Source organism: Ancylobacter crimeensis, from assembly GCF_023016805.1.
Taxonomy (GTDB): domain Bacteria; phylum Pseudomonadota; class Alphaproteobacteria; order Rhizobiales; family Xanthobacteraceae; genus Ancylobacter; species Ancylobacter crimeensis.
In genome coordinates this window covers 119,450-143,310 of the sequence record NZ_JALKCH010000010.1, presented here as the reverse complement: position 1 = coordinate 143,310, position 23,861 = coordinate 119,450, and the positions used below count along the sequence as shown (strand labels likewise).

27 protein-coding genes and 1 other RNA gene are annotated in these 23,861 nt (G+C 68.5%); 6 read left to right on the top strand and 22 right to left on the bottom strand.

Annotation, left to right across the window (positions count from 1 at the left end):
- Nucleotides 1–129: 129 nt before the first annotated feature.
- The 11 genes from tolB to MWN34_RS15550 all read right to left on the bottom strand — a co-directional run bounded on the left by tolB (nucleotide 130) and on the right by MWN34_RS15550 (nucleotide 9,334).
- Nucleotides 130–1,509 carry a Tol-Pal system beta propeller repeat protein TolB gene (tolB, locus tag MWN34_RS15600; protein ID WP_247030228.1) on the bottom strand — a complete coding sequence of 460 codons (1,380 nt, stop codon included), beginning with the start codon at nucleotides 1,507–1,509 and terminating at the stop codon, nucleotides 130–132.
- A 37-nt stretch (nucleotides 1,510–1,546) separates the two neighbouring features.
- Nucleotides 1,547–2,566, bottom strand: coding sequence for a TonB C-terminal domain-containing protein (locus tag MWN34_RS15595; protein ID WP_247030227.1), 1,020 nt, complete (start codon nucleotides 2,564–2,566; stop codon nucleotides 1,547–1,549).
- Nucleotides 2,567–2,572: 6 nt separating this feature from the next.
- Nucleotides 2,573–3,025 carry a protein TolR gene (tolR, locus tag MWN34_RS15590; protein WP_247030226.1) on the bottom strand — a complete coding sequence of 151 codons (453 nt, stop codon included), beginning with the start codon at nucleotides 3,023–3,025 and terminating at the stop codon, nucleotides 2,573–2,575.
- 3 nt (nucleotides 3,026–3,028) lie between these two features.
- On the bottom strand, nucleotides 3,029–3,742 hold the full coding sequence (tolQ, locus tag MWN34_RS15585; protein ID WP_247030225.1) for a protein TolQ: 714 nt from the start codon (nucleotides 3,740–3,742) through the stop codon (nucleotides 3,029–3,031).
- A gap of 371 nt (nucleotides 3,743–4,113) precedes the next feature.
- Nucleotides 4,114–4,626 carry a tol-pal system-associated acyl-CoA thioesterase gene (ybgC, locus tag MWN34_RS15580; RefSeq protein WP_425532127.1) on the bottom strand — a complete coding sequence of 171 codons (513 nt, stop codon included), beginning with the start codon at nucleotides 4,624–4,626 and terminating at the stop codon, nucleotides 4,114–4,116.
- Nucleotides 4,627–4,712: 86 nt separating this feature from the next.
- Nucleotides 4,713–5,135, bottom strand: coding sequence for a DUF2852 domain-containing protein (locus tag MWN34_RS15575; protein WP_247030224.1), 423 nt, complete (start codon nucleotides 5,133–5,135; stop codon nucleotides 4,713–4,715).
- A gap of 138 nt (nucleotides 5,136–5,273) precedes the next feature.
- Nucleotides 5,274–5,906: a TetR/AcrR family transcriptional regulator gene (locus tag MWN34_RS15570; protein WP_247030223.1), complete on the bottom strand. Its 633-nt coding sequence runs from the start codon at nucleotides 5,904–5,906 to the stop codon at nucleotides 5,274–5,276.
- Nucleotides 5,907–5,948: 42 nt separating this feature from the next.
- Nucleotides 5,949–6,986 carry a Holliday junction branch migration DNA helicase RuvB gene (gene ruvB / locus MWN34_RS15565; protein WP_247030282.1) on the bottom strand — a complete coding sequence of 346 codons (1,038 nt, stop codon included), beginning with the start codon at nucleotides 6,984–6,986 and terminating at the stop codon, nucleotides 5,949–5,951.
- An 82-nt stretch (nucleotides 6,987–7,068) separates the two neighbouring features.
- Entirely contained in the window at nucleotides 7,069–7,683 is a 615-nt protein-coding gene (ruvA, locus tag MWN34_RS15560) for a Holliday junction branch migration protein RuvA (protein ID WP_247030222.1), read from the bottom strand.
- A gap of 9 nt (nucleotides 7,684–7,692) precedes the next feature.
- Nucleotides 7,693–8,235 (bottom strand): crossover junction endodeoxyribonuclease RuvC, encoded by a 543-nt coding sequence (ruvC, locus tag MWN34_RS15555; RefSeq protein WP_247030221.1) that lies wholly within the window; start codon nucleotides 8,233–8,235, stop codon nucleotides 7,693–7,695.
- A gap of 85 nt (nucleotides 8,236–8,320) precedes the next feature.
- Nucleotides 8,321–9,334, bottom strand: a complete 1,014-nt coding sequence (locus MWN34_RS15550; RefSeq protein ID WP_247030220.1) for a DMT family transporter — start codon at nucleotides 9,332–9,334, stop codon at nucleotides 8,321–8,323.
- A gap of 597 nt (nucleotides 9,335–9,931) precedes the next feature.
- Between MWN34_RS15550 and MWN34_RS15545 the strand changes: the two genes are divergently transcribed.
- Complete coding sequence (locus tag MWN34_RS15545; RefSeq protein ID WP_247030219.1) at nucleotides 9,932–10,693, top strand: sulfite exporter TauE/SafE family protein; 762 nt, start codon at nucleotides 9,932–9,934, stop codon at nucleotides 10,691–10,693.
- Here MWN34_RS15545 and MWN34_RS15540 read toward each other — a convergent pair.
- The 3 genes from MWN34_RS15540 to MWN34_RS15530 form a co-directional block, all read right to left on the bottom strand.
- Nucleotides 10,690–11,082 (bottom strand): GFA family protein, encoded by a 393-nt coding sequence (locus MWN34_RS15540; protein ID WP_247030218.1) that lies wholly within the window; start codon nucleotides 11,080–11,082, stop codon nucleotides 10,690–10,692. The two genes, MWN34_RS15545 and MWN34_RS15540, sit on opposite strands and share 4 nt — an antisense overlap.
- Nucleotides 11,083–11,195: 113 nt before the next feature.
- On the bottom strand, nucleotides 11,196–12,173 hold the full coding sequence (locus tag MWN34_RS15535) for a glycosyltransferase family 8 protein (protein ID WP_247030217.1): 978 nt from the start codon (nucleotides 12,171–12,173) through the stop codon (nucleotides 11,196–11,198).
- A 256-nt stretch (nucleotides 12,174–12,429) separates the two neighbouring features.
- On the bottom strand, nucleotides 12,430–13,176 hold the full coding sequence (locus MWN34_RS15530; RefSeq protein ID WP_247030216.1) for a YebC/PmpR family DNA-binding transcriptional regulator: 747 nt from the start codon (nucleotides 13,174–13,176) through the stop codon (nucleotides 12,430–12,432).
- Between the two features lie 241 nt (nucleotides 13,177–13,417).
- Between MWN34_RS15530 and MWN34_RS15525 the strand changes: the two genes are divergently transcribed.
- Nucleotides 13,418–13,732, top strand: a complete 315-nt coding sequence (locus MWN34_RS15525; RefSeq protein WP_247030215.1) for a hypothetical protein — start codon at nucleotides 13,418–13,420, stop codon at nucleotides 13,730–13,732.
- An 89-nt stretch (nucleotides 13,733–13,821) separates the two neighbouring features.
- On the opposite strand, the gene MWN34_RS15520 is transcribed toward MWN34_RS15525, so the two are convergent.
- Nucleotides 13,822–14,250: a hypothetical protein gene (locus MWN34_RS15520; protein ID WP_247030214.1), complete on the bottom strand. Its 429-nt coding sequence runs from the start codon at nucleotides 14,248–14,250 to the stop codon at nucleotides 13,822–13,824.
- A gap of 511 nt (nucleotides 14,251–14,761) precedes the next feature.
- On the opposite strand from MWN34_RS15520, the gene ssrA reads away from it, so the two are divergent.
- Nucleotides 14,762–15,125, top strand: a transfer-messenger RNA (tmRNA) gene (ssrA, locus tag MWN34_RS15515).
- 402 nt (nucleotides 15,126–15,527) lie between these two features.
- Here ssrA and MWN34_RS15510 read toward each other — a convergent pair.
- Nucleotides 15,528–16,805, bottom strand: coding sequence for a DUF2254 domain-containing protein (locus MWN34_RS15510; RefSeq protein WP_247030213.1), 1,278 nt, complete (start codon nucleotides 16,803–16,805; stop codon nucleotides 15,528–15,530).
- Nucleotides 16,806–17,017: 212 nt separating this feature from the next.
- Here MWN34_RS15510 and MWN34_RS15505 point away from each other — a divergent pair, with 212 nt between their 5' ends.
- The 3 genes from MWN34_RS15505 (at nucleotide 17,018) to MWN34_RS15495 (ending at nucleotide 19,755) form a co-directional block, all read left to right on the top strand.
- A complete protein-coding gene (locus tag MWN34_RS15505; RefSeq protein ID WP_425532126.1) occupies nucleotides 17,018–17,803 on the top strand; it encodes an SspB family protein in 786 nt (261 codons plus the stop codon).
- Between the two features lie 150 nt (nucleotides 17,804–17,953).
- Nucleotides 17,954–19,234: a flavin monoamine oxidase family protein gene (locus tag MWN34_RS19715; RefSeq protein WP_247030212.1), complete on the top strand. Its 1,281-nt coding sequence runs from the start codon at nucleotides 17,954–17,956 to the stop codon at nucleotides 19,232–19,234.
- On the top strand, nucleotides 19,231–19,755 hold the full coding sequence (locus MWN34_RS15495; protein ID WP_247030211.1) for a dihydrofolate reductase: 525 nt from the start codon (nucleotides 19,231–19,233) through the stop codon (nucleotides 19,753–19,755). The genes MWN34_RS19715 and MWN34_RS15495 overlap by 4 nt, the downstream gene beginning before the upstream one ends.
- 12 nt (nucleotides 19,756–19,767) lie before the next feature.
- Here MWN34_RS15495 and MWN34_RS15490 read toward each other — a convergent pair whose 3' ends face one another.
- From MWN34_RS15490 to ispH, 6 genes are all read right to left on the bottom strand, one after another.
- Nucleotides 19,768–20,301 (bottom strand): tetratricopeptide repeat protein, encoded by a 534-nt coding sequence (locus MWN34_RS15490; protein ID WP_247030210.1) that lies wholly within the window; start codon nucleotides 20,299–20,301, stop codon nucleotides 19,768–19,770.
- Nucleotides 20,302–20,640: 339 nt separating this feature from the next.
- Nucleotides 20,641–20,766, bottom strand: coding sequence for a type B 50S ribosomal protein L36 (ykgO, locus tag MWN34_RS15485; protein ID WP_013167868.1), 126 nt, complete (start codon nucleotides 20,764–20,766; stop codon nucleotides 20,641–20,643).
- A gap of 113 nt (nucleotides 20,767–20,879) precedes the next feature.
- A complete protein-coding gene (locus tag MWN34_RS15480; RefSeq protein ID WP_425532125.1) occupies nucleotides 20,880–21,323 on the bottom strand; it encodes a DUF4260 domain-containing protein in 444 nt (147 codons plus the stop codon).
- Nucleotides 21,316–21,837, bottom strand: coding sequence for a ribonuclease HI (gene rnhA, locus MWN34_RS15475; protein WP_247030209.1), 522 nt, complete (start codon nucleotides 21,835–21,837; stop codon nucleotides 21,316–21,318). The genes MWN34_RS15480 and rnhA overlap by 8 nt, the downstream gene beginning before the upstream one ends.
- Nucleotides 21,834–22,799, bottom strand: coding sequence for a homoserine kinase (locus MWN34_RS15470; RefSeq protein WP_247030208.1), 966 nt, complete (start codon nucleotides 22,797–22,799; stop codon nucleotides 21,834–21,836). Before MWN34_RS15470 ends, rnhA begins: the two co-directional genes overlap by 4 nt.
- A 39-nt stretch (nucleotides 22,800–22,838) precedes the next feature.
- A complete protein-coding gene (gene ispH, locus MWN34_RS15465) occupies nucleotides 22,839–23,828 on the bottom strand; it encodes a 4-hydroxy-3-methylbut-2-enyl diphosphate reductase (RefSeq protein ID WP_247030207.1) in 990 nt (329 codons plus the stop codon).
- Nucleotides 23,829–23,861: the final 33 nt, after the last annotated feature.

Below are 23,861 nucleotides of genomic sequence, written 5' to 3'. Positions count from 1 at the left end.
CATAATCCCGTGTGTAAGTCATGCCGCGGCATGGTTGACGAAACCTTGCCGCGTTCGTTCGACTGTCGTCCTAAAACGGAAACCGTTTCTTATGGTTTCCAATTCGCTAACGCGATCGCGCGGATCCGCTCAGGAGCGCAGCGGCGACCAGGCCGGATCGGAGGCGTAGCTCGGCGTCGGCACGCGCTGTTCGTTGTAGCCGGTCACATCCACCGTATAGAGCTGCGACCCACCGCCCACGTCGCGGAAGAACATGATCACGCGGCCGTTCGGGGCGAAGGTCGGCCCTTCATTGTGGAAACCTTCGGTCAGGATGCGCTCGCCCGAGCCGTCGGTGCGCATGAGCCCGATGCCGAACTTGCCGCCCTCCTGCTTGGTGAAGGCGATGACGTCGCCGCGCGGCGACCACACCGGCGTCGAATAGGTGCCGTTGCCGAAGGAGATGCGGTGCGGATTGGAGCCGTCCGCCCCCATCACATAGATCTGCGAGGTGCCGCCACGATCGCTCTGGAAGGTGATCTGGCTGCCGTCCGGCGAGTAGCAGGGCGCGGTGTCGATGGCCGCCGTGTCAGTAAGCCGGGTCGTCGCCTTGGAACGCAGGTCCATCACGAAGATATTGGCATCGCCGCCCTGCTGCAGGCTCAGGATCACCTTCTGCCCGTCGGGGGCAAAGCGCGGCGAGAAGCTCATATTGGGGAAATTGCCAACCACTTCGCGCTGCCCGGTCTCGATGTTGAGCAGATAGACCCGCGGATCGCCGCGGCCATAGGACATGTAGGTGATTTCCTGGCTGGTCGGCGAGAAGCGCGGCGTCAGCACCAGATCGTCGCCACGGGTCAGGTAGGTTACGTTGGCGCCGTCCTGATCCATGATGGCGAGGCGCTTCACCCGCTTCTGCTTGGGCCCGGACTCGTCGACGAACACGATGCGGGTGTCGAAATAGCCCTTCTCGCCGGTCAGGCGCTCATAGATCGCGTCGGCGATGATGTGAGCCACCCGACGCCAGTTCTCCGGCTGGGTGAAATATTGCTGCCCGATCAGTTGCTGACCGGCGAACACGTCCCACAGACGGAACTCGGCTTTCACCCGCCCGTCGGGCTGGCGGGTCATGCGGCCAGTGACGAGCGCCTGCGAATTGATGACGCGCCAGTCTTGGAAGCGGGGTGAGGCGTCGGGATTGGTGATCTTCTCGACAAAGGCCGCCGGGTCGATGGGGGCAAACAGGCCGGAACGGCGCAGATCCGCGGAGATGATCTGGGTGACGCCCTTGCCCGCCTCGGCATCCTGCGCGCTGCCGCCGCCGACGAAATCGGTGATCGCGATTGGCAGCGGCTGCACGGTGCCCTGCGTCACGTCGAGGCGCAGCACCGCATTGGCGGGCCCCACGCCCGCAAGCCCCGTGCCTGCCAGCGCGCCCGCCCCGGCCAGAAGCGTGCGCCGGCTCAGCCGGGTACCAAGGGAAGAGGCCGCGGAGACGAACGGCGCGGTCGGGCGGATCAACTCAGTCATTTCCAAATCTCGGCATTCGCAATGGCGCCACGCTCGCTCAACCACGGAACATGTCGCGCGGATCGAACGTGATCTCGATGTCTTTCCAGGAATCGTATTTTGACGGCGACAGCATGTCGAAGGGCTGGCCGCGGAAGATGGCGCGGATCGCGCTTTCGCGCGCGCTCATGAAGAAGCTGCTGCCGCCCGACGTCATCACCTGGGGAGGCGCGGCCAGCGTGCCGTCCTGGTTGAGACGGATGCGCACGGTCACGATCAGTTCCTCGGGATTCGATGCACCGGCCGGGGGATTCCACAGCGACATCAGGCGGGCGCGCAGCGCGTCGATCTCGGTCTGCGAGAGACGGGCCGCACTGCCGGTCGTCGCGCCGAGTGCGGCGGTGTTATTGATCGTCGCCCCGATCGAAGCCTGCCGCGAGGGGGTGCGCTTGTCCAGCAAGGCCGCGATCTGGTTGCTGTCGAACTTGCGGTCCTGCTGCTGGTCGCGCGGCGGCGCCTGCACCACCGGCTTGGGCGGTGGCGGCTTCTTCGGCGGCGTGGGCGCAGGCTTCTCCGGCACCTGGGCAACCTTCTGCTCAGGCTTGGGATCTTCCTTCTTCGGCTCGGGCGGCTTGGTCTTCAGCGCGTCCTCGTCCGGCGGCTTAGGCGGCGTCGGGGCCGGCTTGGCCTCCGGGGGCTTGGGCTCCGGCTTGGGCGGCGCGGGCGGCGCCTCCACGACCTTCGGCTCCGGCGGCTTGGGTTCGGGTGGCTTCGGCGCGGGCGGAGGCGGAGGAGGCTCGTTCGCCGCCTTCACCTCCGGCTTGTCGCTGATCGGATCGTCCAGATTCTCTGCAGGCTTCGGCTCGGGGGCGACCTTCTCGACCACCTGCTTGGGCGTCTCCGCCTTCGCCGCATCCTTCTTGCCGGCCATCATCTGCGACAGCTCGTCATTGGAGACGATGTCGACGGGCATCGACTCCTGCATCGCGTCGAACGGTTTCGCCGACGAGAAGGAGAACAGCATGAAGGCGAGGATGCCCCCATGCAGCACGGTCGATGAGACGAGGCCCGCGCGCATATCCGCTCAGCTCCCCTGCTCGATGTCGGAAACGAGGGCTACGCGCTTGAAGCCGGCGCCGGACAGCCGGCCCATCACCTTCACCACCGTGCCATAGTTCACGGTCTTGTCAGCGCGGACGAAAATGCGCTCGTCATAGCCCGCCTTGGCGATGGCCTGCAGCTTGGGCACCAGCTCATTGGGGTCGATTTCGCTGTCGCCGAGGAAAGTCTTGCCCTCGGCGTTGATGGAGATGACCAGCGGCTCCTTGTCCTGGTCGACCGATTTCGCCTCGCTCTGCGGCAGATCGATCGGCACGCCGACCGTCAGCATCGGCGCCGCCACCATGAAGATGATGAGCAGCACGAGCATCACGTCGACCATGGGGGTGACGTTGATCTCGGCCATGACGGCCCCGCCGCCGCGCCGGCGCGAGCGGCGCGACTGCCAGCCCCCTCCTCCGGCTCCACCCATGCCCATGTGTCAGCCCCGTTCGTCGATCTGCCGCGACAGGATGGCGGAGAACTCGTCCGCAAAACCTTCCAGCCGCAACGCCTGGCGATTCACCTGGGACACGAACCTGTTATAGAAAATCGTCGCGGGGATGGCGGCGATAAGGCCGATTGCCGTCGCGAAAAGGGCCTCCGCGATGCCCGGCGCAACCACCGCGAGGCTGGTGTTCTTCGACGCCGCGATCGACTGGAACGAGGTCATGATGCCCCACACCGTGCCGAACAGGCCGATGAACGGGCCGGCGGAACCGACCGTCGCCAGAACCAGAAGGCGGCTTTCCAGCCGCTCGACCTCGCGGGCGATGGTCACGTCCATCACCTTGTCGAGCCGCTGGGTAAGGCCCGCGAAGGAGCGCGCGCCCCCTTCATAGGAGCGCTTCCATTCCCGCATCGCCGCCACGAAGATCGCCGCCATGGCGTGGTTCGGGTGCGAGGACAGCGAACGGTAGAGCTCCTCGAGGCTCTGCCCGGACCAGAACACCTGCTCGAAACGATCCATCTGTCGCTTCATGCGGCTGAATAGGATCGTCTTGTCGATGACGATCGCCCACACCCACACCGACGCGATGATAAGGCCCGCCATCACGCACTTGACGATGAAATGCGCCTGCAGGAACAGGCCGATAAGCGAAAGATCGGCACTCGGAGCGGCCATCGCCGTCTGGGCCACGTCGGCAGGATTCATCTGATCAAAACCTCGCACCAATACCGGCGCATCGCCCGGCTCGCGCCGACCCGAAAAACGTTACCAAGGCAATTCGACCAAGGAGTCCGCGGACCGGAGTCGGGTTCGCGGACCAAGGCCGGGTTCGTCGACCAAGGCTCGCCAAGCCCGGCGGGGCGACGGATCACCTGGGGACGCGACGCCACCGTCGAGGCCCGTACCCCAACGCAAGCCGTTGTTCGGCGTGGAATCCGACGAAACTTGGGCGTGGCGCGACCCGCGTTAACCCCACTTAAGCCAGATCAGGGTTAACACCGGGTTACGTTGCCGCATTGCAACACCTTTGGCGGCGGTGTTTCGCAGGGCAATTCGGTTTATGCGCGGCGAGGTCGTCAGTCCGGACGAGCGCCCTGTCGCGCAGCCTCTTCCTGCGTCGCCTTCATCGCGGCGCGCAAGGCATCCGGGATGCGGCGGGCGCGGCCCTGCGAGATGAAGGCGACCTTCACCTTTGCCTCGACCAGCAGTTCCTTATCCCTCATCACCTTCTGGTGCAGGGTGATGGAGGCGCCGGCGACCTCGGAAGGGCTGGTATGCACCTCAAGCACGTCGTCGAAACGGGCGGGGCGCAGATAGTCGATGCTCAGGGAGCGGACCACGAAGGCGAAGCCGGGCGCTTCCTCCAGCGCCTGCCCGAACAGCTCGCTCTGGTTCACGCCGATCAGGCGCAAATGGTCCGAGCGCCCGCGCTCCATGAATTTCAGATAGTTGGCGTGGTAAACGATGCCGGTGAAGTCGGTATCCTCGTAATAGACCCGAAGCGGCAGCACATGGCCGCCCGGCACGATGCGCCCGGCGAGCGACAGGTAGGGATCGGCGGCGGATAAGGTCGGGCGCATATCGGTCATGGCGCCCTCATAAACGACGCCGCGCCCCTTGTGAACAAAGGGCGCGGCGCAAATGAGCGGTAACGCTGGGGCATTGCCCCGGGCGATCAGTTGTCAGTGCCGTTCACAGGCTCGGGACGCTCCTGCGCCGGACGGTTGCGGCGCTCGGTCATGAACTGGTCGAACTCGGCCTTGTCCTTGGCCTGGCGCAGCCGGTCGAGGAAGGTGGCGAACTCGCGTTCCTCATCCTCGAGGCGGCGCAGCGTCTCCTCGCGATAGTCGTCGAAGGCGGCATTGCCGCTGGGGCGGAACCCACGGCGGAAATTCCCGCCGAAGGCGCTGCGGAAGGCGTCACGCCCCCGTTCCTGCCAGTCACTGAAATCGCGGCGGCTGCGGCAACCCATGCGTCCACTCCCTATCGAAAAAGCCAGGACCGCAAGGCCGAGGGGCCACCAGGCCATGAAGCCCAGCACCGTCAGCGCGATCCAGGCCGGCCTGCCATACGTGTCGAGCTTCTGAGCGAAGTCCATGGCTATCGTGTCCTGGTGAGGTCCAACGTGAATGTTAATCACATTTACATAGCTAGATGCGCGACGCCGATCTGTCAATGGCCACGCATGCCCGGCGGGAATCGCGGCATGATCACAGTCCGTTGAAGAAGGGCGACTTCAGCCGGTCGGCGCGCCCAAGCCCTTGAGATAGACGAGGAAAGCTGCCTCCAGCAGTTCCTCGGGAGGCATCGGCGTCTTGCGCCGCGCATTGTCGGCACGGCCGAAGAGCGACGCGACGCCGTGCGCCATCGCCCAGGTGTGCAGCGCCACCATCAGGGCCGGAGGGCGCGCCTCGCCCGGCATGGCGGCGACCACCGCCTCCGCGGCCTCGCGCAACGCGCCGAAGGCACGCTGGCTCGCCTGCTGGAGCGGCGCATTGCCCTCCATCCCGATGCCGCTCTCGAACATGGCGACATAGTCGGCAGGGTGGGTGCGGGCAAAGTCGAGATAGGCCCGGCCCATTCGCTCGAAGGCCTTGGCCGGGCTGGGCTTTCCATCATCCCAACCCGTCAGAAGAGCCGCGCCGAGACGGTCGAAGCCGGCGGCGGCAACGGTGGCGAGCAGGTCGTCGCGATCGCGGAAATGCCGATAGGGCGCGGCGGGGCTGACCCCGGCACGGCGCGCCGCCTCTGCGAAGGTGACGCCCGTGGGACCGCGCTCGGCAATCAGCTCCAGCGCCGCCTTCATCAGGGCTTCGCGCAGATTGCCGTGATGATAGGAGCGGGATTCGCCGCCTCTGGACCAGCTCATGTCTCGAGCCCTTACATCACTGCCGGCCGCGCGTCGACAACATCAGTCATCCCCTTGATCGAAAAGGGGCATTTGCGCGGTCGTGGTCGGCACCGCAAGTCCCAGGTGCTTGAAGGCATGCGCCGTCAACACGCGCCCCCTGGGAGTGCGCTGCACGAAACCCTGCTGCACCAGATAGGGCTCGATGATCTCCTCGATGGCGTCGCGCGGCTCCGACAGCGCCGCCGCGATGGTTTCGACGCCGACCGGGCCACCACCGTAATTCATTGCGATCATTGACAGATATCGCCGGTCCATCTGGTCGAGACCGGCCTGGTCGACCTCAAGATGGCGCAGCGCATGGTCCGCGGCCACCTGGTCGATGGCGCTGCGCCCTGCCACCAGCGCGAAATCCCGCACCCGACGCAGAAGGCGCCCGGCGATGCGCGGGGTGCCGCGGGCGCGGCGGGCGATCTCGCGGGCGCCGTCGGGTGTGATCGCGATGCCAAGAACCCGCGCACCGCGTGTAACGACCAAGGTCAGTTCGTCGACCGTATAGAAATTCAGCCGGATCGGAATGCCAAAACGGTCACGTAAAGGTGTCGTCAGCAATCCGGAGCGTGTCGTCGCGCCGACAAGCGTGAATTTCGAGAGAGAAATCTTTACCGAACGCGCCGCAGGCCCCTCTCCGATGATCAGATCCAGCTCGTAATCTTCCATCGCCGGGTAGAGAATTTCCTCCACCGCTGGATTGAGGCGGTGAATCTCGTCGATGAACAATACATCGCGCTCCTCCAGCCCGGTCAGAAGGGCCGCGAGGTCGCCGGCCTTGGCGATGACGGGACCGGAGGTGGAACGGAAACCGACCCCCAACTCCCGCGCAACGATTTGAGCCAGCGTGGTTTTTCCCAATCCGGGCGGCCCCACGAACAGCACGTGGTCGAGCGCCTCGCCGCGCGATTTCGCCGCTTTGATGAAGACGTCAAGATTGGCCCGCGCCTGCTCCTGGCCGACGAATTCGGCCAGCATCTGCGGGCGCAGCGAGGTCTCCGCCGTGTCCTCGTCCCGCCGCTCGGAAGTGATGAGCCGATCATTGCTCATGCCCCAATCCCCGCGGTCCGATGAGTGCAGTGTGGTGGGTAATGAGTCCAGCCACCCTTCAGGCACTTCGCGCAGGCCGGCCTCACCGTGCCAGCTCCTTCAGCCCGGCGCGGATCAGGCGGGCGGTGTCGGCATCCTCCCCCAATTCGCGCATCGCGGCAGCCACCGCGACGCTGGCCTGCAACTGGGCATAGCCGAGATTGACGAGGGCCGAGACGGCATCCGCCACCGGCGCCAGAGCGGACTTCGCCTCGATGGCGCCCGCGAGCCCCGCCACCGCCGGATCGACCGTCGCGAAGGCGGGTGCCTTGTCCTTCAGCTCGGTCACGATGCGCGCCGCCACACGGGGGCCCACCCCGTTCGCCCGCGCCACCATCGCCTTGTCGCCGACCGCCACCGCATTGGCGAGCTCCGCCGGCGACAGCACCGAGAGCACCGACAACGCCACCTTGGAACCGACCCCCTGCACGTGCTGGAGCAGGCCGAACCACTCCTTTTCCGTCGCGCTGGTGAAACCGTAGAGCCGGATCATGTCCTCGCGCACATAGGTTTCGATGAACAGCGTCGCCGCCTCGCCGGCGTTCAGCGTGCGCAACGTGCGCCCGGAGCAGTGCACCAGATAGCCGACGCCCTGCACGTCGAGGATGGCGTGGTCCTCGCCCGTGCTGTCGACGATGCCCTTCAGTTTGCCGATCATCGCATGTCCTCAGGCCCGGCCGGTCGCCACCGTGCCGCTGCGCGCGAGGGCGGCGGCGCGCAGCGCGGCGGGACCCCTATGCTGCGCATGGGTCACCGCGACCGCAAGCGCATCGGCGGCATCGTCGCTCTCCACCTTCGAGGTCGGCAGCAGCACCTTGATCATCATGCGGATCTGCGCCTTCTCGGCGCGGCCGGAGCCGACGACGGTCTTCTTCACCAGCAGCGCCGCATATTCCGCAACCGGGATCCCGGCCAGCGCCGGGGTAAGCATCACCACGCCGCGCGCCTGGCCGAGCTTCAGCGTCGAGGCGGGGTTCACGTTCACGAAGGTCTCCTCCACCGCCGCCTCGTCCGGGGCATAGCGGGAGATGACCTGGGCCAGCCCTTCATGCAGCAAAGCGAGGCGGGTGGCGAGGGGGGCATCTTCCGGCGGCAGCACGGCGCCGCAGGCGATGAAGCCCAGCCGCGAGCCAATGGCCTCGATCAGCCCCCACCCGGTGCGGCGGAGGCCCGGATCGAGGCCCAGAATGCGAATCGGTGCGGTCGCCATGCTTCGGCGTAGCCGAACAAAGGACGAACGGCTAGAGCCGTCCGCACTCACCGCTCCTTGGCCGGCGGTTATGGTGAACGTGCGGTTAAGAGCGCGCGACCTTGAGTCGACGCGTGCCGAGCGCCCCGCTCGCCAGCGCGACACCGATGCCGGAGGCCACCACGCCGATGATCGCCGGCACATCGGGATGCTCGCCCAGCACCGGAATGGCGATCACCGTCGCCAGCGCCGGCACAAGCCCGGTGAAGGCGGCGGCACGCGAGGAGCCGAGCTTTTCCAGCGCGGTCCCGAACCCCATCAGCGCGACGACGCCGGACAGCAGGCCCTGCATGAGAAGCTGGAACAGCACCTCCCCGCCATAACCCGCCTGCACCGCGTCGATCACGCCCGGCAGGCCGTAGGGCGTGAGGATAAGCGTCGACCACAGCCCCACCAGCCCCACCAGCTCGGTGACTTTCAGCCCGGTGCGGGGAAAGGCGAGCGTATAGCCGGCCCACATGGTGGCGCCGAGCAGGAGCAGCAGATGGCCGCGCCACGCGCCGTCGGCCGGCTCCATCAGGCCGCGCCCGCTCAGGGTGAGCACGCCGAGCGCGATGCAGGCGAAGCCGAGCGCGCGCATCGGGCCCAGCCGCTCGCGGAACCACACCACCGACACCAGCGCCACGATGAGCGGCATGGTGCCGGGCAGCAGCGGGCCGACATCGGCCGCCGGCACGAACCGCATCGCATTGCCGACCACGAGGAAGAAGAGGCCGCCGGCGCCGAAGAAACAGAACAGGAAGGGCACGAGGTTGCGCTTCGGCCAGAACCCGACCTTCAGCCAGAACGGCGCCAGCACCACGCCGGACACCACGAAGCGCAGCCAGCCCACCGCCGCCGGCGTCATGTGGCCATGCACCGCGTGGCGGGTGGACACGATCCAGCCGCCCCAGATGGTGACCGCGAGCAGCGCCCCGCCTATGCCGAGCAGGCGGTCGCGAAAGGCGGCACGCGCCGCGGCGAGAACGGCGGCATCCTGCGCGGCCGCCGTCTGCGCAGCGGCGGCACGCTGCGCGGCATCGTGGAGGCCGGCTTCGGTCGAGGAGGAACACAGGCTCATGAAGGCATCCCGGCTCGCGCGTTCGGGAAGTGCAGAACGACGCGCGACGCGCGCGCACTCTGGCGTCTTCGGGCCGGCACGACAAACAAGTCTTGGCGATGGATGAATGCGCGAACGCTGATGGATCGCCGGGGGGAGCACCCGGAGACGGCATCGCACCGGCACCTCGCGCCCGCCGCCCGCGTTCGAGGATGCGGGACGATGCCGGGCAATGGCCGGTCATCGAACCACCGCGGCGAACACGCAGACGTTCCTCAGTCCGCGAAAAGAGCTGGAGGCAGGGATGAATCTTGATATTCCGGGCGTCTGAGGCCAAAATCCGGGCTCTGGAATCGGCTTGCCCGGGCCTCCGGTCCTGCGGCCCGTTCTGCTGTTTGCCGGCGGCATGACAGCGGGCGTGGTTTCCTGCCCTTCCACGCCGGGCCGACGATTTGAGCGCTGCGTCGGCTCCATCAAACCGCCTCCCCTCCGGAGGCACCGACCGCCGCGATGGCTTCCGTTCGCCGCGCTCGATCCCCCTCCGTGCCGGGTCCATCCCCGCGGCTCCCACCTCGGCCCACCCCCTCCGACAGCGTTCCCTCCGACAGCGTTGCCTCCATGTCCCTTGACGTCATGCCGCTCGACTTCGCCCTCATCTGGGCCGCGACCGCCTCCCTCATCGCCGGCATCACCCGCGGCTTTTCCGGTTTCGGCGGCGCGCTGATCTTCGTGCCGCTGGTGAGCGCCGCCTTCGGGCCCGAGGTGGCGGTGCCGGCGCTGCTGATCGTCGATACCGCGATGACCGCGCCCATCGTGACCCGCGCGCTGCCGCGCTGCACCTGGGGCGAGGTCGCGCCGCTCGGCATCGGGGCGGTGCTGACCGTGCCGCTCGGGGTCGCGCTGCTGAAGCAGATGGACCCGACGACGCTGCGCTGGTGCCTGTCCGGGCTGGCGCTCGCGCTCCTGGCGCTGCTGGTGTCCGGCTGGCGGCATAGCGGTCAGGTGCGCTGGTGGGGCAGTCTCGTCGTCGGGGCGGCGGCGGGCGTGTTCGGCGGGGCGGCGCAGATGTCCGGACCGGTGGTGGTGGCCTACTGGCTCGGCAGCCGCCACAACGCGACGCAGGTTCGCCTGAACCTGTTCGGCTTCTTCTTCATCGCCACGCTGGCGAGCGCCCTCGCCTATGCGCTTGGCGGGCTGTTCACCTGGCAGGTCCTGAAGCTCTCGCTTCTGCTCGGCCCGCTCTATGCCGCCGGCCTGTGGCTCGGCTCACATGCCTTCGCGCGCGCCTCGGACCGGCACTACCGCATCGCCGCCTATGTGGTGATCGGCGCGGCGGCGTTCGGCTCCCTGCCGCTCTTCGACGCGCTGCTGAGACATTAATCCTCCGAACGCCCCTCGCCGGGGCGGTCCCGCTCGTAGCGATGCGCCAGCGCGAAAGGCGGCAGCCAGGATTCGCGGCGAATGGTCCAGAGCTCGTAAGTCGGGACCAGTTGGTCGGGGGCGTCCATCGTGCCGAGATAGAGCTCGACCTCATCCCCGCCACGGGAGAAGACCGGGGAGCCGCAGTGCGGGCAGAAGGCGCGCCCGGCCTGCTCCCGCGTCTCGCCGTCGATCGTCACCGCGTCGTCGGGGAAGATGGCGAAGGCGTTGAAGGGCGCGCCGTGATGCTTGCGGCAATCGAGGCAATGGCAGATGCCGACCCGAAAGGGCTGGCCGGTGGCCGAAAAGCGCACCCGTCCGCACAGGCAGCCGCCGGTGAACCGCTCCATCGCCGTCTCCTTCCATCCGCCGATCCTCTCCCGCACATAGCGCGCGGGCGTGGCATGTCGCGCAGCGGCAAGGAAAAACGCGCCGGATGGACGAAAAAAGTCCCGGCGCCCCGTCAGTCGCCCTGCAGGCCGACGGGGCGACCGCGCAACCGGTCGAGCAGGCGCAGGCCGACACGCAGGCTCCGGCGCAGAGTCTCCATGGCGTAGACCCGGATGTTGCGCAGCGTGGGATTGAGGAGCGGCGCCTGCGCCCAGGGCGATTGCGCGCGATAGGCGCGATAGATGGCCCTCGCCGGATGGCGGCAATCGGCATGGTTCGGCTTCGAGCGGCCGACGAAATGGATGATGCCGGCGCTCGTGAAGCCCGAGACATTGTTGCTGCGCCGCGCGGTGTAGGAACTCTCGTAATAGTTCCAGCGCCGCTCCAGCTCGTACCAGTCGCCGGCAAGCGCGATGTTGAGCGTGTCCTGGTCCATCATGCGCAGCCGGTCGCCATGGGCGAGCGCGACATCGAGGCAGCGCCGCGTCAGCTCGGCCGCGCGCCACGCCGGGGCGTCGATCAGCAGCACGCCGGTGTTGAGATAGGGCGTCGCCTCCGGCAGGCCGAGCCGGCGGTTCCACTCGGCATGGGCGTCGCGCCGCTGGTCGCGCACCGCGGCGACCGCATGGCCCTTCAGGTCGAGGCCTGCGAGCGGGGTCAGAGGGGCGTTGATCAGCGTGTCGCAATCGACATAAAGCAGCCGCCCGCCGATATCGGGCAGCAGGTTCGGGATCAGCAGCCGTGCATAGGCGCTGGGCGCGACATGGGCGCGGGCGACGAGCCGGCCGAGCAGGTCGCGCACTCCCGCGTCGAGATCGTGCAGCACGACGCCGGGATGGCAGGCGGCGAGGCGGGCCCGGTCGGCGGGGCCGAGATCATTGCCGAACACATGGACCGCCGCGACATCGGCGCCGCCATGGCGCGCCAGCGAGAGCAGCATGATGCCGGTGAGCTCGACATAGGTCCGGTCGGTGACGGTGACGACCACGAGGCCGGACGCGCCGGCGCTCGAAGCCCCTTCATCCACACACCGCGCGGCCTGCCGCTGCATCTGTCTGTCTCCGTGCAGCGGCAGGCGCACATGTCGTGCGCGCCGTTCCCGGTTGCGACCTCAATGGCCCCCGGCGGTTCGGACCTGCGGACGTGGCGGGCACAGCCGCCGCCTCCGGTGCTCGGCGCGGATCCTGATCGAGGATCGCGGCGAGGCGTTGGCGGGATCGCGCCCGGATCGTGAGACAGGGGCGATGCCGGATCGGGCGTTCGCGGTCAGGTGTCCACCCTCGCGCGTCCACCCTCAGGCGTCCCCCTCACGCGTCCATCTTGGCCATCATGGCCTCGGAGATCTCGAAATTGGCGTAGACGTTCTGCACGTCGTCATTGTCGTTCAGCGTGTCGACCAGGCGGATCAGCTTCTCGGCGACCTCGTCGTCCACCGCGACGGTGTTCTGCGGACGCCAGACGAGGCCGGACTTGCGCGGCTCGCCGAATTTGGCTTCCAGCGCCTGCGACACCTCGTTGAGGCTCTCCATGGAGCACACCACTTCGTGGCCGTCCTCGTCGGAGGTCACGTCGTCGGCGCCGGCCTCGATGGCGGCTTCCAGCATGTCGTCGGCGGAGGCCTTGGCGGCGTCGAACTCGACCACGCCGATGCGGTCGAACATGAAGGACACCGCGCCGGTCTCGGCCAGCGCGCCGCCCGACTTGGTGAAGTAGGAGCGCACCTCGGAGGCGGTGCGGTTGCGGTTGTCGGTCAGCGCCTCGACGATGACGGCGACGCCGCCGGGGCCATAACCCTCGTAGCGGATCTCGTCGTAATTCTCCGAATCCCCGCCCAGCGCCTTCTTGATGGCGCGGTCGATATTGTCCTTCGGCATGTTCTCGGCACGGGCGGCGAGAACCGCGGCGCGCAGGCGCGGGTTCATGTTGGGGTCGGGCATGCCGAGCTTGGCGGAAACCGTGATCTCGCGCGCCAGCTTGGAGAACAGCTTGGAGCGCACCGCATCCTGCTTCCCCTTGCGGTGCATGATGTTCTTGAACTGCGAATGACCGGCCATCGCCGCCTCCACGTCGCGCGGCGGGGCGCCTTGGCGAAGCGATCCCGTCTTCCCGCGAAAATCGTCTGATGAATGCGCAAGGCTTATAGGCGCAAGCCCATGCGCGCGTAAAGGCGGGGCATGCACGCAAAGGCCGCTGGCCCCGCGAAGGCCCGGCGCCATGCAAATACCGGCCGCGGGCTGGAACCGTTCGAAGGTGGCGCGCGTCTTCTTGGAGCATATGTGTGAGGGGAGCACCACCATGCCGGATATCAAGTCCTTGTCGGTCGAGCGCCATCGCGTGCTCGCGCACATCGCGCTTCTTGAAAAGGATGGCGACCAGCCGCTCGATTTCACCCTTGCCGGCAAGCCGGGCAGCCCCACGCTGATCGTGCGCCGGGGCCAGGCGCTGCGCAGCGCCCATTCGGAAGCCGCGCTCGACTATGACGCACTGCGCGCCGCCATGCTCGCCGTTCTGAAGGAAAAACTCGGCTGGCTCGACGAGAAGCTCAAGGGAACGCCCGAGGCCAATCTCACCCTCAAGGAACTGGAATATGGCGACCAGACCGAAGCCTGAAGAACGGGCGTGAGGTTTCGGCGCGGAGCCGGCATGCTGAAGGCGCCGGGCGGGACCCCGGCGCCTTTTTCGTTCGGCACGCTGCCGCGTCAGCAATCGGTCGAGACGGTGCGGTAGCCGGACGGCAGGTCGCGGGTCACGGTGCGGCAGCCGGGTTCATACGGATCGGGCGCGCGCTGCTGCACGATGATGCGGTCCGGCGTCCGTTCGCGCACCACCGCGCCGGGAGGCGGCACCTCGCGCAGGATGACCTGCCGCGGCATCGCCGGTGCTGGCACGAGCACGGCCGGAGGCGCGGCGGGAACCTCGCGCACCACATAGCCCTCATTGGCGTAGGGGCCGCGGTAATAGGGCGCGTCCGAGGCGCGGACATAGACCTCGTCCGCCGCCGCGGGCAACGCCGCCGCGCCAAGAGCCAGCGCCGCGACGAGGGCCGCTGCTCCGCCGCGCAGCAACCCGCCGGGCCGCGCGGCGCGTGCCGAATGCCGGGTACCGCAAGGATGTGCGCGATCAGGCATCGCGCGCGTGTCGGTTGGGCGGGCCGTCGGGTGGCTGGCAGTTGAACGCATGAGCGTGTGCATTGCTGTATCTCCCTGTCAGTCGACGGGATGTGAACAGCACCGGCGGGCGGACGTTCCTCCGCGGATGGGGTCATTGCGTGACCATTTGGAGGCAGGTGCGGAGGGCTGTCCGCGTCCTCACGCGACGACCGCCGCGCGGGGCCCGGCATGCGCGCACGATGGCCGGCGCCCGCCCTGCCCCGACATTCGCGGCGGATGGCGCCGATGACGGCACGCCGCCGCACGTCGCGGATGCGCGCCCATCCGCCGCTGCCGCTGCCGTGGCCGCTGCCTGGCAGATGCTCGCACCCGCCCGCGCAGCCGCGCTCAGCCTCCTGCATGACAGGCGCTGAAAGAAGGACGGGGTGCCGGCGGGCGGAGCGTGCCGTTCTTCCCGCGCGCCAACGAGGCCACGGATGCACCATGCTGCCGCGCCGCACCCGCACAACCTCTGGATGACGCCGACGCCCCCCTTTCCGGAAGCCAGCCGGGCCCCTATATTGTCTTTCGCCGGCGCAAGCCGGCTATGGCGATAAACGGCTATCGGAATAAACCCTTCGGACCCGGGGGCAGTACCCGGCGCCTCCACCCGAGCCCAGACACCGAGCCGGCGGCTGGGTTCCGGCGGGGGCGAAACAGGATCGACGAGGGCGTAAAGGGTGGACTTTCGCTCGGCATGGTACCGCCGTCATCGGACCAAACATATAGTTGCCAACGACAACTATGCTCCGGTTGCTCTGGCCGCGTGAGCGGTCCGATCACTGGGAAATAAGCCCTTGCGGGTAGCACTGTAAGGCGGGGTTCGGAGGCACCTGGCAACAGAAGCCTCCACTTCATTTCCTACGTTCTGCACTTTTATCGCCCGCCTGCGGCCCCGGTTTCGCTGTGCGGAAACCCGCGACGGGCGGGCCGCGACCGGCCACGCAACCGAGCCCCGCCCAGGCATCGGCTGCACCGAAAAGCGGGCCGACGGCGTCAGCAATGCCCGCACCCGGCCGGCGGGACGTACATCCCGGCCCTCCCGGTCGGGGAAGCAGCCGGGCGGTTGCAAGTCGCCCGACAGGCCCCCGGTCGAGGGCTGGCGACGCATTCTCTCCCGGCCCATCGCGCCCCCGGTCATCGTCCCCGCTCCACGCCCGCCGGCCGCTGCCGGCTCCTCGCTCCTGCGCGTTGCCGAACGGCACGGCGGGCTCCGGGCTCGCCGCCGAGGCTCCGGCTCTCGCTCTCAAGGCCGGCTACCGCTGCGCGACATCCTCATGAAACCCCGCCGCCGCGCGCACCCGCTGCTTGTCCTCGTCCAGCGTCATCGCCTGCCCGACCCGCTGGAGCGCGAGATCCGCCTGATGGCGGGCCGCGGCTTGAAAAGCAGCGTCACCCATGCTGCCCAGCGCACGCAGCGCCTTCTGCAGGCGCAACTGCACCTCCATCAGCGCGGCCCCGTCGCGGGCGATGGGGCGGAAGGCGTCGTCGAACAGATCCTCCGCGGACAGTTCCGGCACCATCACCTGGGGATGACGCGGCTCCACGGTGGCGGCCGCGATGTGTCCGTCCGCCCACCGGCCGAGCAGCCGCGCCTGGCGGCCGATCACGTCGATCGCGGTGCCGGGATCGTTCACCGCCGGGGACAGCGCCCGCATCGCGATCTCGCTGAGCACCGCGATGCCGAAGCGCGGATCCTGGTCGAAGCTGCGCTCATGGTCGATGGTGAAGGCCCCGCGCGCCGCATCCGGCAGCGCGTCCTCATCCTCCTCCGCGCTCTCGGCCGGCCTGAACCGCACCAGCGTCGTGCCGGGATGCACGAAGGAGCCCGGCAGCACGGCAAGCTGCGCCTCGCCTCCCCGCTCCTCGGCAAGCGCGGCGAGTGCGGCTATGTCGACATGCTGGACATAGCCGGTCTGGCGCGCCTCCACCACCTCGGGCAGAACCGGCGCGTCGGCGGCGAGCAGGCGACCGCCGAGATGCGGCAGCTCCAGCCGGGTCTCGATCGCGGCGCGGGCCGCCTGCTCCACCCGCTCGGTGGTTTCGGCAACCGAGCCGAAGTAGGTCAGGTGGTCGATCCAGCGCATCAGGGTGCCGACCACCAGCACGATGACGCCCACCGTGACGATGAACAGCACCACCCGGCCCTGCGGCCCATAGGCGCCGGTCTTCAGCACGACCAGCCCGACGATGCCGAACAGGAACGCCCCTATGAAGGTGGAGAGCACGTTCTGGGTCACCCGGTCCTGCACCAGCAGGCGGGTGGCGCGGGGCGTCACATTGCTCGCCGCCGAGCCATAGGCCGATGTCACCACGCTGAGCGAGAAGGTGGTGACGGCCAGCATGCTGGACGCGATCACGGTCAGGATGCTGTCGACGGCGTCGGCGCCGATGTCGTAGCGGATATGCCAGGGCAGAACACGCTCCGCGATCGCCGCCAGGATGGCCGCCGCCACGCCGAGTGCGCCGATCAGGCTCGCCCGCACCCAAAGCCTGCGACCAAACTGGCGCAGGATCCATTGCCATTTCGACATCGACCATCCACGACGCAAGAGAACCGGACGCAAGAGAACCGGGTATACGAGAACCGGATGACTATGCGTCGGGCGTGCCTTCGGTTCCAATCCTCATGCCGTTCCCGGTGGGACAGCGCGAGGACCCCGTTTCCCGCCCCCACCGGCGCCCGCCCACACTTTCCTGCGCATCAGCGCTGGCGATCCACGCGGAAATCGGGTTCATTGCGCTCATGAGTGTCGATCTGATCCGCTATGACCTGCTGGTCCAGGATGCGCTGCGCGGCGTCGTGCGGCGTGTGCTGGGCGATGTCTCCCGCGAGGGGCTCCCCGGCGAGCACCACCTCTACATCTCCTTCGATACCTGCGCGCCCGGCGTGCGGCTTTCCACGCGGTTGAAGGAGAAATACCCCGAGGAAATGACGATCGTCCTCCAGCATCAGTTCTGGGACCTCGTCGTGACCGAGCAGTTCTTCGAGGTCGGGCTGTCGTTCAACCGGGTGCCGGAACGGCTCCATGTGCCCTTCGCGGCGCTCAAGGGCTTCTTCGACCCCTCGGTGAAGTTCGGCCTGCAGTTCGAGCCCGAGGGCGCGGATGAGGAGGAAGCCGAGGACGGGCCCGCCGCCGCTCCCGCGCCGGTGCAGCTGAAGCCGGTTCCCGCCGCCACCCCGCTGCGCACCGAAGCCAAGGGCAGCGAAGCCAAGAGCAGCGAAGCCAAGGGCAGCGAAGCCAAGGGCAGCGAAGCCAAGGGCACCGACAAGCCGGCCGAGGCAAAGGCTACCGAGCACAAGCCGGAATCCAGGCGTGCCGAGCCCCGCCCCGCCGCGAAGACGGCGGACTCGCCGCGCAAGGGTGCCGAAGCGGCGGAAAACGCGCCCGAGAAGCCCGCGGCTTCCGAGAAATCCGCCGATGTGGGCAAGGACGAGCCGGGCAAGGACGCCGCGCCCGACAACGCCGAGGCTCCCGCCGAAGGCGGTGGCGCGCAGGTCGTGCGGCTCGACGCCTTCCGCAAGAAATAGCTCCACCTCGGTCCGGCTCTCAGGCGCCGACCGGCCATGATGTGACTCGAACTCGTCCCGGTCCGCAGAAGCGGACCGGGCCGTCCGCCTCGCGGCTCCCGATGCGCCGGCCGGGTGCCTGCGCCTTCCTGCCCGGCGCGGGTGCCTGCCGTGTCCCAGAGCCTCGATGTCGTCGTGATCGGTGCCGGTGCCGCCGGCCTTGCCGCGGGCGCCCGCCTCCATGCCGCCGGGCTCGATGTCGCGGTGCTCGAAGCCGCTGAGCGGATCGGCGGGCGCGCCTTCACCGACACCACGAGCTTTTCCGGCATACCCTGGGACCAGGGCTGCCACTGGCTGCATTCGGCCTCCATCAACACGCTGCGCGCAGCCGCCGACGCGCTCGGCCGCTCCTATGCCGTGCGCGGCAGCCGGCAGGCGCGGGCCACCCATCTCGGCACGCGCTGGGCGGACGAGGCGGAGCGGCTCGCGGTGTGGAACGCGATCGAGGTCGGCTATCACGATGTAAAGGCGGCCGGCGAGGCGGGGCGCGACGTCGCCGCCAGCGCGGTGATGGACACCGCCTCCCCCTGGTACCGCATGACCCGGCACTGGCTGGCGCTGATGTCCGCCGCCGAGCCGGAGCGGCTCTCGACGCTCGATTACGTCGCCTATGAGGATACCGGCGAGAATTACCCGGTCGAGGCCGGCTATGGCGCGCTCATCGCCGCACTGGCCCGCCATACCGCGCCAGATCTTCCGATCACGCTTGGCTGCCCGGTGCGGAAACTCGACTGGGCCGGGCCCGGCGTGGTGCTGGAGACCGCAAAAGGTCGCGTCGAGGGCAAGACTGCCATCGTCGCGGTGCCGACCACGGTGATCGCGAAAGGCGCGCTCGCCTTCGCCCCCGCCCTGCCCGCGGAACTCGCGGAGGCCTTCGCAGCCCTGCCGCTCGGCTGCGCGGAGAAGGTGGCCTTCCAGTTCGACCGCGACGTGTTCGGCCTGCCGGCGGTGAGCTATGCCGACACCATCGACCTGGCCGATCCGAGCCGCGCGCCCATCAACTTCACGCTGAATCCCTTCGGTCATCCCATGGCGATCGGCCAGCTGGCCGGCGACAATGCGGCGCGGCTGGTGAAGGAGGGGCCGGCGGCGATGGTGGATTTCGGCCTCGCCGCGCTGAAGGACGCCTTCGGCGCCGACATCGCCCGCCATGTGGTGCAGACCGCGACCACGGCCTGGATCGCCGATCCGCTGATCGGGGGTGCCTATAGCTGCGCCCTGCCCGGCCTGGCGCATATGCGCGCGCGGCTGGGGCAGACGCTGGACGACAAGGTGTTGTTCGCCGGCGAGGCGGCCTCGCCCCATTTCTACTCCACCGCCCACGGCGCCCATCTCACCGGCCTCGCGGCGGCGGATGCGGTGCTGGCCCGGCTCGGCAGGAGCGCGGCATGAGCGGGCGCACGCGGTTGCGCCTCGTCATCGTGGTGGCGGTGGCGGAGAACGGGGTCATCGGACGCGGGGATGCGCTGCCCTGGCACGTCTCGGGCGATCTGAAGCGCTTCCGCGCCATCACCTGGGGCAAGCCGATCGTGATGGGGCGGCGAACCTTCGAATCGATCGGCCGCCCGCTGCCCGGGCGCACCAGCATCGTGGTGAGCCGCGATGCCGGCCTCAACTTGCCGGACGGCGTGCTGAAAGCCGCCACGCTCGATGAGGCGATGAGGCTGGCCGGTGCGGAAGCCGAACGGCTGGGCGTGGACGAGGCGGCGCTGGTCGGCGGGGCGATGCTCTATGCCGCCGCCCTGCCCCGCGCCGACGCGCTGCGCCTGACCCGCATCCACGCAAGCCCGGAGGGCGACGTCACCTTCCCGCCCTTCGACGCCGCGGACTGGCGCGAGGTGCATCGGGAGGGGCCGCTGCAAGGCGAGAAGGACGACCACGCCTTCAGCTTCATCGATTACGAGCGGGCGTGAAGACGGGCCGCCTCAGATCGGCCGGCCCTCGACGGTGATGGCGAGGTCCTTCACCATCTCCTTCATGGCCTCAAGCTGCGGATAAACCGCGAGGGCCATGCGCGCCGCTTCCAGCGCATGTTTTTCGTCACCGAGATCCTTGCAGATCATCGCAATGCCGGCCCAGGCGCCGAAATGGCGCGGCTCGCGCGCCACCACCTGCCGCAGATCGGCAAGGGAATCGGCGTAGTCCTCCTTCATGTAGAAGACCATGGCGCGGCGGTTCCACGCCTCCAGATGGTCGGGCGCGACCGCAAGCACGCCGTCGAGCAACCGGATCGCGAGGTCGTAATCCTTGGCCTGCGAGGCGATGGCGGCACGGCTCATCAGCACGTCGGCAGTGTCGCTGTCGGAGGGCAGCAGCGCGATTTCGAGGCGCTGGGCGATGTCCTTGGCCGCATCCGGGGTCGGAGCCGCCTTCAACGCCGCGAACAGCGCGTCGATCCGCCTGGCACGGTCCGGCAATGCGGGCGCGAGGGCGGACGGCGCGGCCGGCTTGCCGTTCACCGTGGGGGCGACGGGCGCGGGCGACGCCGAACCGTCGGGGAGGCCGGAATCAGGAGATGGAACACCGGGCCTGTCGTCCTGCTGCACCTCGGAAAAGGCCGGCAGCGGCCGCGACGCGGCATCATCGGCGCGAGCGAAAGCCGGCGCGGCGGAGCCGAGAGCCAAGGCACAGAGGAGTGATGTTAAGACGGGAGCGCGCATCATGCCAGTCTAGGGGTGATGCGGGTCCGGTCAATGCGGGCCGCGAAAACGTGAACGCGACCGGCAGGGCTCGATGGAGCGCACAGGCTCCCGGAGCGGAACGAGGTGCCGCAAGGGATGCCCCCTGCGGCAGAACGATCAGCCCTGACGCGCCTTGAAGCGCTTCTGGGTCTTGTTGATGATGTAGACGCGGCCCTTGCGGCGCACCAGACGGTTGTCCCGGTGACGGCCGAGCAGCGACTTCAGCGAATTACGGATCTTCATGACACTCAACCTTCGGATCGGCGCCTGCGCATGAGACGGCGCCTCCACGGCCGCGCCCCTATCCGCCAGCTTCAAAATCGAGGTCGGCTGATAACGGACGGCACGCCCTCTTGTCAATCCGGGCGAGCCGCCCGATCCCCATTCTGCGCCGCCGAGGCTGCCCTTTTACCGGCGGAGGACAGGCCGAGATGGGTGAGACCGAAGCGGTCAGGGTATTTCAGCCCGAAACCGAGCGCCCGATCGCCCGCGATATGCGCCGCCCAGATCAGCGCGAGCGCCTGCGCCGGGAGGACGGCCCACAGCAGGCCGGCGGCGCCCAGCACGAGCGGGGCCAGATAGGTGTGGGTGGCGTTGTAGCCGATGGCCCCCGCCCGCGCCCCGGCGAGATAGCCCGCCATGCCGAGATCGGGCGCCAGGATCAGCAGCGCGAACAGCCACCAGCTCGCTCCCAGCCCATGATAGGCGGCAAGGCACGCCAGAAGGATGCCCAGTGCTTCCAGCCGCAGCAGCAGGCGCGGCGCACCGCTCACCATGCCGGGTGCGAAAGGCTCAGCCACGCCCGCCCCCGCGCTTGTAGGGCGCCATGCCGGCACGGGCGAGTTCGTCGGCGCGCTCGTTCATCGCGTCGCCCGCATGACCCTTCACCCAGTGCCAGCGAATCTCGTGGCGGGCGAGCGCGGCGTCCAGCCGCTCCCACAGATCGACATTCTTCACCGGCTTCTTGTCGGCGGTGCGCCAGCCATTGCGCTTCCAGCCATGGATCCACTTGGTGATGCCGTTGCGCAGATATTCGCTGTCGGTGTTGAGATCCACCGTGCAGGGCCGCTTCAGGGCTTCCAGCGCCGAGATGGCGGCCATCAGCTCCATGCGGTTGTTGGTGGTGGGCGATTCCCCGCCGGAGAGCTCCTTCTCCGCTCCCGCATAGCGCAGGATCGCGCCCCAGCCGCCGGGGCCGGGATTGCCGGAACAGGCGCCGTCGGTCCACACCGCCACGATCCCTTTCCCCGCATCCCCGCCCGCTGTCGCGGAATCGTCGGCGAAGACACGCTGGGTTCCCGGGGCGCTCTTCATGCCCCGATCCCGTAGTCGCGCGCACTGGTCACCGTGCGGTGGAAGCGCAGCTTGCGGACATATTCCTTCGGGTCGTGCGGGCGCACCAGCGCGCCGGGCGGCACGTTCAGCCAGTCCACCAGCCGGGTCAGCAGGAAGCGCAGCGCCGAACCGCGGGCGAGCAGCGGCAGCGCCGCGATCTCCGCCTCGGAGAAGGGCCGCACCGCCTGATAGGCCGCCAGCAGCGCCCGCCCCTTGGTGATGTTGAACGCCCCGTCGGGCTCGAAGCACCAGGCGTTGAGGCAGATCGAGACGTCATAGGCCAGCAGGTCGTTGCAGGCGAAATAGAAGTCGATCAGCCCCGAGAGCTTCTCGTCGGTGAAGAACACATTGTCCGGGAACAGATCGGCATGGATCACCCCGTCCGGCAGGCCTTCCGGCCAGTTGGCCTCCAGCGCGTCAAGCTCATCGGCGATCAGCCCCGCCAGTCCCGGCACCACGGTGTCCGCCCGGCCCTGCGCCGCAGCGAAGAGCGGGCGCCAGCCGGCGACCGAGAGCGCATTGGCCCGCTTCAGCGCGAAGCCTGCGCCGGCCTCGTGCAGCCGCGCCAGCGCTTCGCCCACTGCGGCGCAATTGGCGGCGGTCGGCCGGCGTACCGAGGTGCCAATCAGGAAGGTGGCGATGGCGGCGGGGCGCCCGGCGAGCTCGCCCAACGCGACGCCCTCGCGCGTCTTCACCGGCTGGGGACAGGCGATGCCGCGGCTCGCCAGATGCTCCATCAGCCCGATGAAGAACGGCAGGTCGTCGCGCTTCACCCGCTTCTCATAGAGCGTGAGGATGAAACTGCCGGCCTCGGTCTGCAGCAGGTAGTTCGAATTCTCCACCCCTTCCGCGATGCCCTTGAAGGCGCGCAGCCGGCCGATCACGTAATGGGCGAGGAAGGCTTCCAGCTCCTCGGGGGAGACATCGGTATAGACGGCCATGCGCGCTCGGGGTCTTTCGTCGGATGGAAGGTGGCGGGGCTATTCCGCCGCGTCGGGCCGGAGCTGGCGCGGCAGCGGGAAGAACACGTCCTCCTGCACGGTATGGACGGTTTCCACCGTGATGGCATAGCGCTCGGCGAAGGCGTCGATGATCTCCTCCACCAGAATCTCCGGGGCGGAGGCGCCCGCCGTGACCGCGAGAGAGGCAATGTTGCCGAACCGGTCCCAGTCGATCTCGCTCGCCCGCTGCACCAGAACGGCGATGGCGCAGCCTTCGCGCTCGGCGGCCTCGCGCAGGCGCTGGGAGTTGGAGGAGTTCGGCGCGCCGACCACGATCATCGCATCCACGGAGCCCGCCACCTTCTTCACCGCCTCCTGGCGGTTGGTGGTGGCGTAGCAGATGTCCTCCTTGTGGGGCGCGACCATCGCCGGGAAGCGTTCCTTGAGGATGGCGACGATCTCGGCGGTGTCGTCCAGCGAGAGCGTGGTCTGGGTGGTGTAGGCGAGATTGTCCCGGTCGCGCGGGGTGAAATGGCGGGCCTGCTCGGCGGTTTCCACCAGCGAGACGGCCCCTTCGGGCAACTGGCCCATGGTGCCGATCACCTCCGGGTGGCCGGCATGGCCGATGAGTACCACCTCGCGCCCGCGCTTGTGGTGCACGGTGGCTTCGCGATGCACCTTGGTGACCAGCGGGCAGGTGGCGTCGATGGCGAAGAAGCGGCGGCTCGCCGCGTCCTCCGGCACCGATTTGGCGACGCCGTGGGCGGAGAAGATGACGGGGGCGGAGGTGCCAGACGGGATCTCGTGAAGCTCCTCCACGAAGATCGCGCCCTTCGCCTTCAGCCCCTCGACGACATATTTGTTATGGACGATCTCGTGGCGCACATAGACTGGCGGACCGTAGAGCGCGAGCGCCTTCTCCACCGCGTCGATGGCCCGCACCACGCCCGCGCAGAAGCCGCGCGGGGCGCAGAGCAGAACGCGCAGGGGCGGCAGGACATCTGAAGGCGGCTTTTCCGCAGCACTCATCGCTCGATCCATCGCAGCCCCGGCACCCCAGGT

Excerpts from the sequence above, each read along its gene's own strand:
- MWN34_RS15510 (WP_247030213.1), bottom strand. The coding sequence starts at position 16,805 with ATGTCGAAATGGCAATGGATCCTGCGCCAGTTTGGTCGCAGGCTTTGG.
- ispH (WP_247030207.1), bottom strand. The coding sequence starts at position 23,828 with ATGAGTGCTGCGGAAAAGCCGCCTTCAGATGTCCTGCCGCCCCTGCGC.
- MWN34_RS15535 (WP_247030217.1), bottom strand. The coding sequence starts at position 12,173 with ATGCAGCGGCAGGCCGCGCGGTGTGTGGATGAAGGGGCTTCGAGCGCC.
- tolR (WP_247030226.1), bottom strand. The coding sequence starts at position 3,025 with ATGGGCATGGGTGGAGCCGGAGGAGGGGGCTGGCAGTCGCGCCGCTCG.
- MWN34_RS15495 (WP_247030211.1), top strand. The coding sequence starts at position 19,231 with ATGAGCGGGCGCACGCGGTTGCGCCTCGTCATCGTGGTGGCGGTGGCG.
- MWN34_RS15540 (WP_247030218.1), bottom strand. The coding sequence starts at position 11,082 with ATGGAGCGGTTCACCGGCGGCTGCCTGTGCGGACGGGTGCGCTTTTCG.
- MWN34_RS15550 (WP_247030220.1), bottom strand. The coding sequence starts at position 9,334 with ATGAGCCTGTGTTCCTCCTCGACCGAAGCCGGCCTCCACGATGCCGCG.
- MWN34_RS15525 (WP_247030215.1), top strand. The coding sequence starts at position 13,418 with ATGCCGGATATCAAGTCCTTGTCGGTCGAGCGCCATCGCGTGCTCGCG.
- MWN34_RS15520 (WP_247030214.1), bottom strand. The coding sequence starts at position 14,250 with ATGCCTGATCGCGCACATCCTTGCGGTACCCGGCATTCGGCACGCGCC.
- rnhA (WP_247030209.1), bottom strand. The coding sequence starts at position 21,837 with ATGAAGAGCGCCCCGGGAACCCAGCGTGTCTTCGCCGACGATTCCGCG.
- ybgC (WP_425532127.1), bottom strand. The coding sequence starts at position 4,626 with ATGACCGATATGCGCCCGACCTTATCCGCCGCCGATCCCTACCTGTCG.
- tolB (WP_247030228.1), bottom strand. The coding sequence starts at position 1,509 with ATGACTGAGTTGATCCGCCCGACCGCGCCGTTCGTCTCCGCGGCCTCT.
- tolQ (WP_247030225.1), bottom strand. The coding sequence starts at position 3,742 with ATGAATCCTGCCGACGTGGCCCAGACGGCGATGGCCGCTCCGAGTGCC.
- MWN34_RS15595 (WP_247030227.1), bottom strand. The coding sequence starts at position 2,566 with ATGCGCGCGGGCCTCGTCTCATCGACCGTGCTGCATGGGGGCATCCTC.
- MWN34_RS15545 (WP_247030219.1), top strand. The coding sequence starts at position 9,932 with ATGTCCCTTGACGTCATGCCGCTCGACTTCGCCCTCATCTGGGCCGCG.
- MWN34_RS15575 (WP_247030224.1), bottom strand. The coding sequence starts at position 5,135 with ATGGACTTCGCTCAGAAGCTCGACACGTATGGCAGGCCGGCCTGGATC.
- ruvB (WP_247030282.1), bottom strand. The coding sequence starts at position 6,986 with ATGAGCAATGATCGGCTCATCACTTCCGAGCGGCGGGACGAGGACACG.
- MWN34_RS15530 (WP_247030216.1), bottom strand. The coding sequence starts at position 13,176 with ATGGCCGGTCATTCGCAGTTCAAGAACATCATGCACCGCAAGGGGAAG.
- MWN34_RS15470 (WP_247030208.1), bottom strand. The coding sequence starts at position 22,799 with ATGGCCGTCTATACCGATGTCTCCCCCGAGGAGCTGGAAGCCTTCCTC.
- ykgO (WP_013167868.1), bottom strand. The coding sequence starts at position 20,766 with ATGAAGATCCGTAATTCGCTGAAGTCGCTGCTCGGCCGTCACCGGGAC.
- ruvC (WP_247030221.1), bottom strand. The coding sequence starts at position 8,235 with ATGGCGACCGCACCGATTCGCATTCTGGGCCTCGATCCGGGCCTCCGC.
- MWN34_RS15505 (WP_425532126.1), top strand. The coding sequence starts at position 17,018 with ATGAGTGTCGATCTGATCCGCTATGACCTGCTGGTCCAGGATGCGCTG.
- ruvA (WP_247030222.1), bottom strand. The coding sequence starts at position 7,683 with ATGATCGGCAAACTGAAGGGCATCGTCGACAGCACGGGCGAGGACCAC.
- MWN34_RS15570 (WP_247030223.1), bottom strand. The coding sequence starts at position 5,906 with ATGAGCTGGTCCAGAGGCGGCGAATCCCGCTCCTATCATCACGGCAAT.